Annotated in this window: 10 protein-coding genes, 2 pseudogenes and 1 CRISPR repeat array; of the genes and pseudogenes, 8 read left to right on the top strand and 4 right to left on the bottom strand. The window is 49.2% G+C overall.

Annotation, left to right across the window (positions count from 1 at the left end; all coding sequences use genetic code 11):
* Positions 1 to 31: 31 nt before the first annotated feature.
* The 3 genes from SPB21_RS32180 to SPB21_RS32170 all read left to right on the top strand — a co-directional run bounded on the left by SPB21_RS32180 (position 32) and on the right by SPB21_RS32170 (position 3,405).
* A complete protein-coding gene (locus SPB21_RS32180) occupies positions 32 to 754 on the top strand; it encodes an RNA methyltransferase (RefSeq protein ID WP_499869109.1) in 723 nt (240 codons plus the stop codon).
* 279 nt (positions 755 to 1,033) lie between these two features.
* Positions 1,034 to 3,133: an FAD-dependent oxidoreductase gene (locus SPB21_RS32175; RefSeq protein ID WP_499869108.1), complete on the top strand. Its 2,100-nt coding sequence runs from the start codon at positions 1,034 to 1,036 to the stop codon at positions 3,131 to 3,133.
* Positions 3,134 to 3,255: 122 nt separating this feature from the next.
* Positions 3,256 to 3,405 (top strand): hypothetical protein, encoded by a 150-nt coding sequence (locus SPB21_RS32170; RefSeq protein WP_499869107.1) that lies wholly within the window; start codon positions 3,256 to 3,258, stop codon positions 3,403 to 3,405.
* A gap of 349 nt (positions 3,406 to 3,754) precedes the next feature.
* Here the strand turns inward: SPB21_RS32170 and SPB21_RS32165 are convergent.
* Positions 3,755 to 4,077: pseudogene (locus SPB21_RS32165) on the bottom strand (cryptochrome/photolyase family protein); the annotation flags it as partial.
* A 168-nt stretch (positions 4,078 to 4,245) separates the two neighbouring features.
* Between SPB21_RS32165 and nblR the strand changes: the two are divergent.
* Positions 4,246 to 4,935: a response regulator transcription factor NblR gene (gene nblR, locus SPB21_RS32160; protein ID WP_006518405.1), complete on the top strand. Its 690-nt coding sequence runs from the start codon at positions 4,246 to 4,248 to the stop codon at positions 4,933 to 4,935.
* Positions 4,936 to 5,050: 115 nt separating this feature from the next.
* Positions 5,051 to 5,584, top strand: a complete 534-nt coding sequence (locus tag SPB21_RS32155; protein WP_499869105.1) for a DUF192 domain-containing protein — start codon at positions 5,051 to 5,053, stop codon at positions 5,582 to 5,584.
* Between the two features lie 204 nt (positions 5,585 to 5,788).
* On the opposite strand, the gene SPB21_RS32150 is transcribed toward SPB21_RS32155, so the two are convergent.
* Positions 5,789 to 6,940 (bottom strand): pyridoxal-phosphate-dependent aminotransferase family protein, encoded by a 1,152-nt coding sequence (locus SPB21_RS32150; protein WP_499869104.1) that lies wholly within the window; start codon positions 6,938 to 6,940, stop codon positions 5,789 to 5,791.
* A 296-nt stretch (positions 6,941 to 7,236) separates the two neighbouring features.
* Here SPB21_RS32150 and SPB21_RS32145 point away from each other — a divergent pair, with 296 nt between their 5' ends.
* The 3 genes and pseudogenes from SPB21_RS32145 (at position 7,237) to SPB21_RS32135 (ending at position 9,413) form a co-directional block, all read left to right on the top strand.
* Entirely contained in the window at positions 7,237 to 7,725 is a 489-nt protein-coding gene (locus tag SPB21_RS32145; protein ID WP_499869102.1) for an ureidoglycolate lyase, read from the top strand.
* 62 nt (positions 7,726 to 7,787) lie between these two features.
* Entirely contained in the window at positions 7,788 to 8,375 is a 588-nt protein-coding gene (locus SPB21_RS32140; protein ID WP_499869100.1) for a Uma2 family endonuclease, read from the top strand.
* Positions 8,376 to 8,517: 142 nt separating this feature from the next.
* Positions 8,518 to 9,413: pseudogene (locus SPB21_RS32135) on the top strand (hypothetical protein).
* Positions 9,414 to 9,806: 393 nt separating this feature from the next.
* Positions 9,807 to 12,268: direct repeats of the CRISPR family, unit length 37 nt; unit sequence GTTTCAGTCCCGGTTGTCGGGATTAGTGTTTGGCGAG.
* Positions 12,269 to 12,498: 230 nt separating this feature from the next.
* On the opposite strand, the gene cas2 reads toward SPB21_RS32135, so the two are convergent.
* A complete protein-coding gene (cas2, locus tag SPB21_RS32130; RefSeq protein ID WP_163671356.1) occupies positions 12,499 to 12,792 on the bottom strand; it encodes a CRISPR-associated endonuclease Cas2 in 294 nt (97 codons plus the stop codon).
* Complete coding sequence (cas1d, locus tag SPB21_RS32125) at positions 12,792 to 13,769, bottom strand: type I-D CRISPR-associated endonuclease Cas1d (protein ID WP_499869099.1); 978 nt, start codon at positions 13,767 to 13,769, stop codon at positions 12,792 to 12,794. The genes cas2 and cas1d overlap by 1 nt, the downstream gene beginning before the upstream one ends.
* Positions 13,770 to 13,772: the final 3 nt, after the last annotated feature.

Raw genomic sequence — 13,772 nt, 5'->3', positions numbered from 1 at the left:
GCGATGCCCTCGCCCCGTATAATAAATTCCCATGGAAATCATCTTTGTCCTTGTCGACCCCGAAGAACCGGAAAATATTGGCGCAGCAGCCCGTGCGATGCATACCATGGGCTACAACGCTTTACGTTTAGTACGACCCCAGGCCGATTACCTGGGGGAAAAGGCCTTTGCCCTGGCCCACGGCTCTCAGCATGTGCTCAAAACCGCTCAGGTATATGAAAATCTGGGGGATGCGATCGCAGATTGTGACTTTGCCTGTGCCACCACCGCCCGCCACCGCTACGAAAAACACCACTACACCTCCGTGCGAGACCTCCCCACCCATCTGCAAGCAAAGGGAGAATGGCTGCATCGAGTGGCCATTGTTTTTGGTGGGGAGCGCTCCGGACTGAAGTCTGCCGATATTGAAGCCTGTGATCTGCTAACAACCATTCCCCAGCATCAGCTACAGCCGTCCTTGAATCTCGCCCAGGCCGTAATGGTGTATAGCTTTGTGCTGTCAGCTGAGCAGACCCAGGTACAGATTACGGATCAACGGCTGAATAGTGAGCCGATGCCTGCTGCAGAATATGCCAGCCTTAAACAACTGTTACAGCAACTAATGAAACGGGTGAGTTTACCAGAACGCTATCAAAGCTATGTCATGCATGGTATTGCCCGCTTAGACCGTGAGGATCTCTATGTTATCCATAAGCTGAGATCGGCGTTCAACCACGCCTTAGATCAGGCCCTCACTGGGCAAGAAACCCCGTAAAAATTAAGGGCAGCAATATCAACAGAAAGCCAATAAACAACAGCGTTGCCGGGTCAATGTCAATGACAGGAGGCTTCTTAGACATGGTTCTGATGGTGATGATTTAATGATCTGAGGGTACTGCATGTTAGCTGTCCTCAACAATTCATCTGTTGGCATGCCCATGGTCTGGGGTGTTGACGTCCCTAGTTAGCAGGTGATTTATGAAAAACTACGGATAAATTTGGCCCAGTTTTGCCACCTTGATCCATGATGGAATGGTCTAGGAGTGAGACATTTATGGTGCATCAGAAAAACGGTCTGCTTAGCGATGATGCCTTAACCCGCCCCTGGGATGGGGCCAGTTATGAGTGTTCAATTGCGGTGATTGGGGGTTCAACAGCTGCCTATATGGCTGCTTTGACCGCCCTTAAGCTCAAATTAGATGTGTGTTTGGTGCAGCCCCAGCGAATGGTGGGGGGCCAGTTTACCGCCCAGGCATTGCCCGCATCTGACGATGGGGACCTACTGCGCCACAAGGCCGATCTGACCACGCTGAATGGAGAAGAATTTGCCATTTCCAAAAGCCAACGCCTGTTCCGTCGACGACAGCGACAGTTACAGCCTGTGGCCGGTCAGATTGTAGAGGATCCAGGCGGCTCGTGGGTATGCCCCCTCTCGACTACCCCAGTGGCGGCGTCAACGGCCTTAAATGAAAAGCTATTGCCCTATCTAAAGTCCGGCAAGCTCACCCTAATTCCCTATGCTGAGCCCACTTCATTAGTGCTGGCAGCGGCCAGTAACGAGACGAGTGTGCGCCGTGTGACCGGGGTGATGTGTCAAGACACCAAAACCAAGCATGGGTTTACGGTGTATGCCAAGGTCGTGGTAGAAGCCACTGATTTAGGCGATCTGCTAGAGGTGGGCGATGTACCCTCACGGGTGGGACAAGAGGCCCGCAGCGAAACAGACGAAGCAATTTTGCCAGAGGACGCCCGACCCCAGTGCCAACAGTCATTTACCTTTGATGTGTTAGTGGAACGTACGCAGCCTGGAAAAGGGGTGCCCATTGGTATGCCAACAGAATACGGACGGGTACCATGGCTCAACCTGCAAGAATTTACTGGAGACTTTTGGGTTCGCAAAAACACAGTTTGGAAAAAACGCGATTTCTTTAATGCATTTGGTATTTTTCGCTATCGTCGCTTGTTACGACGTTCTCTGTACAAAAAAACAATCTCCCCTGGCGATGTGGCCGTGATTAATTGGGGAACATCGAGCCACCCGGAGCGGGGTCAATGCTGTGGTAATGACTATCGCACTGGCTACCTGGTGGGGCTTGATCGCTCAGAGCGACAACAACAGATTGCCCGGGCACGTACCCGAGCGCAGGCCTATATTCACTACTTGCAAACCAATGGCTCACCTGATCTCAAACCCCGAGGAGATCTCACCTGGACCAAGGATGGCATTGCCCTGGAACCCTACATTCGAGAGGCCCGTCGAGGCATTGCTATGACCACCATTCGCCATGAAGACGTGGCTGCTAGCTTTTTTCCGAATCAGGCACGTGCCCGTACTTTTAACGATACACTGGGCATTGGTCAATATCACTACTTAGACCTCCATGGCAATCTGGTGGATGGTCATGTGAGCCCTACCGGGAAAGATGTCATTGCCTTACCCTTCACTTTACCAGCGGGGGCACTGGTTCCTATCAATACAGATGGCTTAGTTTTATCAGCTAAAAGTATTGGCACCACCCACATTACCAATGCCGCCTATCGGATGCACCCGGTGGAATGGGCAATTGGTGAGGCCGGTGGCTTTTTGGCAGCCTTTAGTGTGTGGACTGGAAAACAACCCCGTGAGATTGTTCGGAATGAGTCCTTATTACGCAAGCTACAGGGCTTTTTGACCCGCAATGGTATTCCCATTGTATGGTTTGATGATGTAGCCCATACGGACCAAGATTTTGAAGCCATTCAGGTAATGGCAGCGGCGGGAATCGTCAATAGCGAGAATGAGAAAAACCTGCATTTTCGCCCCTATGCCAGCGTTAGCCGTGCAGTTGTTTGTACAGCCTTAGTTAGTCTCTTAGGGCTAGAAAAAATCACTCCAACTCAGCCATCTTTCAGGGATGTGCAGCCTGGCCAGCACTGGGCCTATAGCAATATTGAAACCCTTAAGGCCAAAAATATGGTGGCGGGTGTGGGGCGGGGGCGGTTTGCTCCAGACCAGGCCATGACTCGTCAACAGCTGGGCTTCTTAGTCAAAAAAGCAATGCCTAAGCACCATGAAGCCGCCTTTGCCGGTACGCCAAGGGATCGGCGCATTGTTCAGCGTCGAGATCTCTCACGGGTATTGTATGCGTTATTGAAAGCTAAGCTCGCGATCTGAACATTTTTTTGACAACAGGACTAGTTGCGCCTTTGTGACGACTAATATCGGCCATTTGCCCGTACTGTTGCCCAATTGAGTGTCCTAAACTCAATGTATAGGTCATATAGCCAGAACGAACCATGCCAACTGAACAAATGACAATTTATGTACCCCCTCGGGTAAAGAAGGCAATCAAGCAACTAGCCTATGATAAGGAACAGTCTATGAACACAGTTGTTGTTGAGGCGCTAGAGTTGGCAATTGCCGCCTGGTCCGCTCAGAATGTTTAATAGACAACTATCGTAAACATGCCATGTAAGCTTAATCCTGGGCTCAGCCAACAACTCTGGGCCTAGTTAAACGACACTATTGTGCTCAGCTAGCAACAAACTCGTGCTCTACAAGCAAGAGCAGGGAATAAAAGAGATGCACCCTAAATGGTTTGTGTCCTGCTCATAAGAGCTGCTTGTTGGTATGTACACCCTGAGTCCGAGCTCAGATAGCTTACTAAGCTTTTTACGCTTGTTCTCAATCATAGGAGAAAATGATCTCCTGTGAACCCTCATGTCCGTTATTCTGAGCATTCTTTATGGTTGCCTAAAGTAACCAGACATAATATCTAGTAATTATGAAGTGTTACTAAGGGATTTGCTGTTGATGCCATTGGTGAACATTCTCTTGTATCGCTGCATATTCTTCGGCGGACATTTTATCCAGGTTCTTGAGAATAAAGTTCATCCGACCCTGTTTTTGTAGTACGTCTCGATGGCGAGCGACAAAATCCCAGTAAAAAAGTTAAATGGGCAAGCGTCGTTGCCGGTGCGTTGCTTAGGGGTATACTGACCCCCTTTACAATAGTCGCTCATGCGATTTATATAGTTGGCTGAAGCGGCCTAAGGTTTGGTAGCTAATATGCTGCCGTCAGCGAAAAGACCAATGCCGCTCACATGGGTCTGCATCATCTAGTCATAATACCCAGACTCCGACGGCCATAAAATCCTTCGCTCTTTTGTATACATTCTTTAACTTATGGTGTTTGGATGAGCACGCGCTAGTATTTGCGTAGTAATAATCCGCGAATTTAAAGTTACAGTTTGCGATGCGCGTATACAAAGCGGGAGGTTGATCCTATGGGTGCATCTGATGCGGCCCCCTGTGTTTTACTAGTGGAGGCCAATGAAGAATTGGCCCAGGATGTCAGTAACGATCTGCGTGAGTCCGGTTACATTCCGTTGGTCGCGACCACGATAGATTCAGGCATTAAGGAAGTTCAAACTCGTCACCCGGCGCTGATTGTGGTCAATCGGATGTTGGCGGGAGAGTCGGGATTAGATCTGTGTCAGCAGTTGCGATCGCAAGGTGATCGTACCCCCATGCTGCTACTGATGGCTCGCGACAACCTGGACGACCGGGTGGCCTGTATTGAGTCTGGGGCCGACGATTATTTTCTCAAACCCTACCGCAGCGATGAATTTCTAGCCTTGGTCAGCGCGTATTTACAGCCCAGTGAGTACGGCGTTGAACAGCTAGTGTTTGGTGAGCTCACCCTCAACATCACCAACCGTCAGGCCATGCGCAGCAGCCGGGTCATTGACCTGACCATGAAAGAATTTGAGCTGCTCAAATATTTAATGGAGCACCCCCGCGAAGTCTTGACCCGCGAACAGATCCTAGAAAACGTGTGGGGCTACAACTTCATGGGTGAATCCAACGTGATTGAAGTGTATATTCGCTATTTGCGCTTAAAAATCGATGGAGAAGGCGAAAAGCGCTTAATCCAAACCGTTCGCGGCGTTGGATACGTATTACGTGAAACGTAGGGTGGACAAATCTGGTAGGGGCATACTCTTGTGGGTGCCCTGAGGTAACCGGGAGCCCAAGGGACACAGCAACGTAGCCCACAAAAATTGTGATGTTCATTAGAGGAAGACAAGCGTGGCCGATTGGCATAAGCAGCAATATTTTCTGTTACCCGCTCTATGTTGTCTGCTGCTGGCCTGTAGTAGCACAGAACCTACAGCTTCCTCTGGCACTTCTGTGACAGACGCTGCCTCTGATTCCATCGTACTCACTGGACCTGGCCAAGTGCTTCCCATTACCGCTCAAGCGACCATTGTCGGTGAAACCTTTGACTTAGAGGTGGCTGCAACCCCGCGCCAGCAACAGCTAGGTCTGATGTTTCGCGAGGCTCTACCCGATAACCGAGGGATGTTATTTCCCTTTAGTCGACCACGACCTGCCCGGTTCTGGATGAAAAATGTGCCCGTGGGGCTGGATATGGTGTTTTTATATCGAGGCGAAGTGCAGGGCATTTTCGAGGCCCCGCCCTGTGGGGCAGACCCTTGCCCTACCTATGGTCCAGGCAATCTGCTGGTGGACAATGTCATTGAGCTACGCCTGGGTCGGGCAGCGGAGTTGGGGTTAAAAGAAGGTGATCAAGTTGAGATCACGTTTTTGACGGGGGAATAGGCTTAGAGGTTTTGTCAAAAGGCAAACTTGGTTGGAGGCCCCCACCCCCCAATAATGGGGGCTTCAGCAATTTAATTTCCTTAGGATTTATCATCGTTAGGGAACTCAAAGCCCCCCAACATATAGCCCAAGGGGCATTCAAGAAAGGGGGATTTAGGGAGCCTGGACAACTGAAAGCATTAGCATTTTGCCGAGACCATTGCTCTACCGCAATACCTGGCTTGCCGCCGATACGCCGCTGCCGGGGGCAAAGCCTTCATACCCGAGGATTTGTAGCGTCGTTTCTAGGGACGCGATGGTGGTGAGGATGTCGCGATCGCACACAAACCCCAAGTGTCCAATTCTGAAGATCTTGCCCTTCAGATGGTCCTGACCGCCTGCTAGAGCAATGTCAAACTGCTTGCGCATAGTGGACCGAATATCCTCAGAACTGACAACGTCACCAGGGATGACGGAAGTGACTGCGGGGCTGCTGTAATCATCGGGAGCCAGCAGTGGCAGCCCCAAAGCCTTCATTGCGGCGCGGCAAGCCTGCTTCTGACGTTCGTGGCGAGCAAAGATATTTTCCAGTCCTTCTGCCTTCATCATTTCCAGAGCGGCCTGGAGGCCAAAGTACAGGTTAACCGGTGGGGTAAAGGGCGTGCTGTTTTTGGCAAAGGATTTCCGGTACTTACCCAGGTCCATATAGAACTTAGGCAGCGTAGCATTCCCATAGGCAGCCCAGGCTTTTTCACTGACGGAGACAAAACCCATGCCAGGGGGGAGCATAAAGCCTTTCTGAGAACCGGAAGCAACCACATCTAGACCCAGCTCATCCACCTTCAGATCGTAGGACGCCAGACTGGTCACAGCATCGACAATGATGATGGCTTCACCATGGGCTTTGACGTGCTCATTGATAGCTTCTACGGGGTTGAGTACACCGCTGGACGTTTCGCTGTGGGTGACGATGACGGCCTTGATCGCCTTGTCAGTATCGGCGGTCAGGGCTGCGCCAAAGTCCTCCGGCTTTAAGGGGACACCCCAGTCTTCTTGAATGACTTGTACATCCAGGCCAAAGGCTTTAGAAATTTGGGCCCAGCGATCGCCGAACTTACCGTTACTACCTACCAGGACTTTATCGCCAGCGCTGAGGAAGTTGATAATGCCTGCTTCGACAACGCCGGTACCGCTGGCGCATAGGGTTAAGACTTCATTCTTGGTTTGGAATAACCACTGAAGACCTTCGTTGATTTCGCCGATGATTTTGCTAAAGTCACCGCTGCGGTGGCCGATGGGGTGTTTGCCCATCGCTTGGAGGACCTTTTCGGGCACCGGTGTGGGACCCGGAATCATTAGCATTGCTTTATTATCCATGGGGTTGGGAGAGCATATCAAAAGTGCATTCCCCAGAATCGCATAAGTTCTGACGTACCTTGCCGCATTTTTGATGTGTTGTAAGGTTTGGGTGCGATCGCAAACGGCACAATCGACGTTGTCCCTTGAGTGGACAGCCATCAATTAGCGCTAGGTTTTGAATCTGGTGCGGGATTATGGCCCCTGACCGATCTTTGAATATATAAGCGTTAGTGGAAGATGACGTACCGTCAAATTGACTTGTTGCAACTTGAAATAGTCAGCAAAATATAGGGATTGCTCCCCCTAACATCGCCATGGAAACTACTTTGCAACAGCTGACGGCTCAACCTTTGACTGCTGAATTGTTTCGGCCCTTTGGGCAGGTGCTACGCCCCCAGTGGGATGGTAAATCCTATGACTCTGAGGAGGCCCAACTAAAACTGGACGGGGGTATTCCGCGTTTTTACATCATGCAGCTAGAGCGTAAAGGTAGGCGGTTTGATCAGATTACGCGGCATTTGGCCTGTACACAGTGTTTGGGTTCGCTGGAGGGAAAAGAGTGGCTGATGGCAGTGGCTCCTGCCTGTGAGGGCAGTGCACCAGACCCGGAGCAAATTCGAGCGTTTAAGATTCCTGGAGATTGTTTTATTAAACTTGAAGTGGGCACCTGGCATGCAGGACCTTTGTTTGAGACAGATGTGATTAATTTTTATAACCTAGAACTAAGTGATACAAATATTGTGGATCACGATACGTGCAATTTGGCCGAGAGGTTTGGAATGAGTTTTGAGATTACCGGTTAGGCTGAGCGGAGTCGAGGCCTAAAGAGGACAAAGACCATAATGCCAACAGGTTCTAATTAATCATGGTTGCTGTAAAAGAGAATTTCCCTCAACTTACACCTGAAGAGTACTTGGTCTGGGAGGAGAAGCAGCTAGAGAAGTATGAATATATTGATGGTCAGGTGTATGCCATGGTTGGTGGTACGGTCAACCATGGTCGTATTGCTATCCGCTTTACCTCTATGTTTGATACTCATGTGGACAGTGGGGGCTGCATCACCGGCAATTCTGACATTAAGATCAATATTGTTGATACTAAGAATTACACGTATCCCGATGCCTGCGTTACTTGCGATGAACGCGACAGGAGTACAGACAAGTACTTTACCTATCCTTGCCTAATTGTAGAAGTCTTGTCTGATAGCACTGAAGCCTATGATCGTGGTGGCAAGTTTAGGCTATATCGTAACAACCCTGTTTTACAGGATTATTTGTTGGTCAGTTCCATCCGGATGGAGATGGATTTGTACCACAAAAAAGAGACAGGGGAATGGATAATTCTAAATTACAAGAGAGGGGATGTAATTGAGCTAAAGAGCATTGGGCTAAGTTTTCCGATTGAGAAGGTTTATCGAGGTTTGGTGTTGACTCCAGAGGCCGAAGAACTGTGAGCAATCATTAACTCCGCAAAAAGTATTCTTCGAATAACGGTGTTTGGCGCACCCTGCGATGGCCTTGTCGCTACACATTGCGGGCACTGGTGAAGCATTTGCCCCGTTAGTAGACTATTAAAAGCTTTTCGCTAAACACCCTATGGTTCGCTGGTTTAACACAACAGGTCCCTGTGATACCGAGATTCACTACACCGTGACATCCAGTAGCCGTCTGCCAAATCTAGAACGCCTCATCGCTCAGCGCAACTATTTCGTCCTCCATGCCCCCCGGCAAGTGGGTAAAACCACCGCTATGCTTGCCCTGGCTAAAAAACTAACCGACTCAGGGCAGTATGCCGCCCTGGTCGTCTCCGCAGAACTAGGGGCTCCCTTTTCAGACGATCCAGGAGTGACCGAGCTAGCCATGCTAAACAGTTAGCGCGGCAATGCCCACATGCACTTACCCAAAGATTGTCAGCCGCCATCCTGGCCAGAATCATCAACGGGGCAACGCATTGAAGCTGCTTTAACAGCTTGGAGTCAGGCGATTCCAAGGCCGCTAGTCCTTTTTATCGACGAAATAGTTTGCCAATGATTGCACCCACCTGGCTGACGGCAGCAGGCCAGCTGGATACTAAAGCGCTGCTAGATGCATTTTTAGCTTTTTGGCGACAGCATGGTGAACCGTTGCTCAATAGTGCGGCGTATCACGAAATTGCTCCCCATCTGGTGCTGATGGCATTTTTACACCGGGTGGTAAACAGTGGGGGCACATTGGATCGCGAATAAGCCATTGGTAGCGATCTCATGGATCTTTGCCTATGTTATGGCGATGTCATCCTGGGTATTGAGCTAAAAGTATGGCGAGACAAAAAGGCTGATCCTCTAGAGCAAGGTTTGGAACAGTTAGATCACTATTTGACCCGCTTAGATCAAGACCACGGTTGGCTAGTGATCTTTGACCGTCGTACTCAGGCACTCCCCATGGCAGAACGTTTAGCCACAGAAACTATACGGTCAAATGGGCAGCGGTCAATTACCATCATTCGAGCGTAGAGGTTAGAGTAATGAATCGGGTATACCAAACCTGATCACCCCATAGGGTTTCGCCTATAGTAGCCTTATTATCGATAAAGTAGTTGTCGGGATTAGTGTTTGGCGAGCAAGCGCTGTTAAACAAAACCCTGAGAGCGACTATTCACCCCCAGGGAACAGGTGCGTTGCAGCAGCTAGAGCTGTTTTGCCGTGACTCTAGCTGCGTAACGTAGACTACCCAATTGGCAGTCTATGTCCTATAGTACGATCATGCCGCTCACTTATGCGCAGATAGTACTAACGCCCGGCCAAGTGCTGGGCTTTTTCTTGTCTGCCTGTGCTTCACGCCCTACAAAAAGACTCCAGGGCTTACTCGTTCCTAAGGGGCAGGTGTGCTATGCAGGTTTTCCGCAGGCTTCAGTCCCGATTGTCGGGATTAGTGTTTGGCGAGATTCCATTCCGAAACTGATCGTTGACCTGGTTTAGGTTTCAGTCCCGGTTGTCGGGATTAGTGTTTGGCGAGGATACGGTCAACGGTGGCGGGTCTGACTGGATGACTGTTTCAGTCCCGGTTGTCGGGATTAGTGTTTGGCGAGCTATAATTGCCTGAAGGGTTTTGCGAGCCTCAGCTTCAAGCGTTTCAGTCCCGGTTGTCGGGATTAGTGTTTGGCGAGGCGACGCGTGTATCCAAAGGGCGTGATCAATGTTCACGTTTCAGTCCCGGTTGTCGGGATTAGTGTTTGGCGAGTACTCCCTGAGGGTGAACATACCGAAGAGGTTTACGTTTCAGTCCCGGTTGTCGGGATTAGTGTTTGGCGAGAACTTATTAAAACCCTGCATACTACACCGTATATGGTTTCAGTCCCGGTTGTCGGGATTAGTGTTTGGCGAGGTTAATCCAGTTTTTCAATGTTGCAGCGGTGTATTGTTTCAGTCCCGGTTGTCGGGATTAGTGTTTGGCGAGTTTCCCCAGACGCAAAAGCGGTCACATCTCCCGAAGCGGTTTCAGTCCCGGTTGTCGGGATTAGTGTTTGGCGAGACTGTTGCCTCTTGGGACTCGTACACCAACTACTTACGTTTCAGTCCCGGTCGTCGGGATTAGTGTTTGGCGAGCAGGGCACCAAAGGCCAATGCCGTCGCGCTAAGGCAAAGGTTTCAGTCCCGGTTGTCGGGATTAGTGTTTGGCGAGAACTGGTCTATCGTTTCTTCATTGGCTAAGTCTAGGGGTTTCAGTCCCGGTTGTCGGGATTAGTGTTTGGCGAGCACAATTTCCCCTAGTCTCGCCAAAGCTTTCAAAGGTACGTTTCAGTCCCGGTTGTCGGGATTAGTGTTTGGCGAGAGAGGGAAGGATATTTTAAGGATTTTTATAGCGATGTTTCAGTCCCGGTTGTCGGGATTAGTGTTTGGCGAGAGGAGTCGCTGGTCGGTCTTGCCAAAACTCGATCTTGCTTCGTTTCAGTCCCGGTTGTCGGGATTAGTGTTTGGCGAGGAGCAGGGAGTAAAAGCGATTAGAGACAGTGAGTTGTTTCAGTCCCGGTTGTCGGGATTAGTGTTTGGCGAGATGAGAGAACCTTTTTTAGACGGGCCAACTCACAGGTTTCAGTCCCGGTTGTCGGGATTAGTGTTTGGCGAGATGAGAGAACCTTTTTTAGACGGGCCAACTCACAGGTTTCAGTCCCGGTTGTCGGGATTAGTGTTTGGCGAGCATCGACTTCGGAAGAATCCACGAAGTACATTGTATTAGCGGGTTTCAGTCCCGGTTGTCGGGATTAGTGTTTGGCGAGTTCGATATATAATCACGCCGTTTAATATGGTTGTAAGTTTCAGTCCCGGTTGTCGGGATTAGTGTTTGGCGAGTTAGGTAGAGAAATATTTCTATGAAAATTTATGAAGTTTCAGTCCCGGTTGTCGGGATTAGTGTTTGGCGAGTTCTTGTGCCTAGGAGAGTTTGGATAGTTTAGAAAGGTTTCAGTCCCGGTTGTCGGGATTAGTGTTTGGCGAGAACTCTCTATCCAAATCAGAAGACACTTCAGAAATAGTTTCAGTCCCGGTTGTCGGGATTAGTGTTTGGCGAGAACCTCAGAATCGCTCAGGAGCGCGTTTATGGTCGGTTTCAGTCCCGGTTGTCGGGATTAGTGTTTGGCGAGATCGAATAGTGTAAGTTTTAGCGTAGTCAATGAAAGAGTTTCAGTCCCGGTTGTCGGGATTAGTGTTTGGCGAGTCCATTACAGATTAATCACTCCATAAACAAGCATAGGTTTCAGTCCCGGTTGTCGGGATTAGTGTTTGGCGAGCACCATTCCAATGTCTCTTGTGACAAATCATCTAGTTTCAGTCCCGGTTGTCGGGATTAGTGTTTGGCGAGGAAATGTCAGCCTGAAAGGTGAATCAAAGTACAAGGTGTTTCAGTCCCGGTTGTCGGGATTAGTGTTTGGCGAGAAATAGACCGTCGAAGTGTAGCACCCATCCAAAGAAGGTTTCAGTCCCGGTTGTCGGGATTAGTGTTTGGCGAGCTACTTCGCCGCTATGTTTATCACAACAATCAACAAGTTTCAGTCCCGGTTGTCGGGATTAGTGTTTGGCGAGCGAGCTGTCCCTTGCAGGTAAACCCCAGTTAGCAGTTTCAGTCCCGGTTGTCGGGATTAGTGTTTGGCGAGCTGTGTCACAATCAAGCAGACACAGAGTAACGGGTAGTTTCAGTCCCGGTTGTCGGGATTAGTGTTTGGCGAGATTCACAGCCGGATGGTGACCCAAACATTCCCAACTGTTTCAGTCCCGGTTGTCGGGATTAGTGTTTGGCGAGCTGCTGGTCCTATCTCTCCAGGTCAGCACTTTGCATGTTTCAGTCCCGGTTGTCGGGATTAGTGTTTGGCGAGTCCGTAGGCCCAAACGTTTATCAGATAAGGCTTCTACCTGTAATTTTGGCAAAGGTCAAAACCAAGCAGTAGATTTATCTGATTGCGATCGCAACCCATCCATCTAAGAAACCTAAAACTATTCAATTATCAAGGTTCTAGCCATTTGGCAAGCCCCAAGGGATTTTGCCCTCACTTCAGTTTGCCAAACAAATCAGAAATCAGGCATTAGCCATTTAGAAAAATTAGCATCACAGAATAATAGCCGTCTCCTGACGCGGTTGCTCAGACCCATAGGTAATCGTCCGCTTAACGGCTCCCGAATCCAAGACATAGACTCTAACAGAATCCTCATCTGGCTTGATCAACGTCTCTACTTGAGTCTGTAACTTAGCAAACTGCATAACTGTCAAAAAACACTCAAACACACTGTACTGAGTCCAGGTACCATAGCCAGATAAGAGCTTATGCAACCGATTACGGCGCTTATTAGCAGCTTTAGAATCAGGTAGGTCGTAAATAATTAGGTAAAAGAGCGTTGTCATTATCGCAACATCAAACCCTTATACTCAATTCCCTCTTGCAAATATTTAGCCAACACTCTTGCCTGTAAAATAATTGCCCGTCGATAGCTACACCGATAACCAAAAACAGGATGCTTAAACTCATCATTCATTTTACGATCAAAAGCCTGCAAAAACGACTTGCGACCATTATCTGATAACCGATAAGCCCCCAAACTCTCAGTAAAATCTTTTTGTTGAATCGCACGATTGTTGATTGCTGCTAGAACCAAGTTATCAGCGATCAACGGACGAAATTCTTCCATCAGGTCTAGCACCATAGCAGGCTGGCCATGATGAACCTCATGAAGATAACCAATATAAGGATCAAGGCCAGCAATATGAACCGCTGCCGTAACTTGACTGCGTAAAAGCGCATAGGCAAAACTCAACAACGCATTGACCGGATCAGTAGGCGGTCTACGATTGCGTCCTGTAAATTGCCAGGACTTGTCTAACATGTTTGCCCAATTTGCAAAATATTCGCGAGCCGCCAACCCTTCTATCCCACGTACTTTATCCAAGGTTTTCTGTTGAGCAACCATGCCCTTGCGTTGTTTTAGTGGATTATCTTTTTGGCCATGGCGATAAAGCACCGCATACTGGTTATGGATTTTGGCAGTAATCATTGCCTTCACCAAGAGTAACCGTTGCTCAGTATCGCGATACATTCCATACTGAGCAAGCCGTAGCTGACCATTCCGTGAGTGGCCAGGCAATGCAGCCCCCAAATACTTACCAAAAGTCGATAGATAGTGCACTGGCATGCCTAACTCTAAGGCATACATTAAAGCATAGCCCGTTACCTGGGGATTGCCCATTAACACTACCTGCTCTACAGTCTGAGCAGGAATCGATTGTTTTTTCCACGAGCCATCCTCTTGTTTGAGAACAACATTGAAAGCTTCGTACTTTTTGCTAAGAACAGCGTCTGGTTGAGTAATATAAAGAGAAGACATGGT

It is taken from the genome of Leptothoe sp. ISB3NOV94-8A, assembly GCF_043421595.1.
In the GTDB taxonomy this organism is placed as follows: domain Bacteria; phylum Cyanobacteriota; class Cyanobacteriia; order Phormidesmidales; family Phormidesmidaceae; genus Leptothoe; species Leptothoe turfae.
Note: the sequence above shows the minus strand (reverse complement) of the source record. Positions and strands in the feature narration are given on the sequence as shown.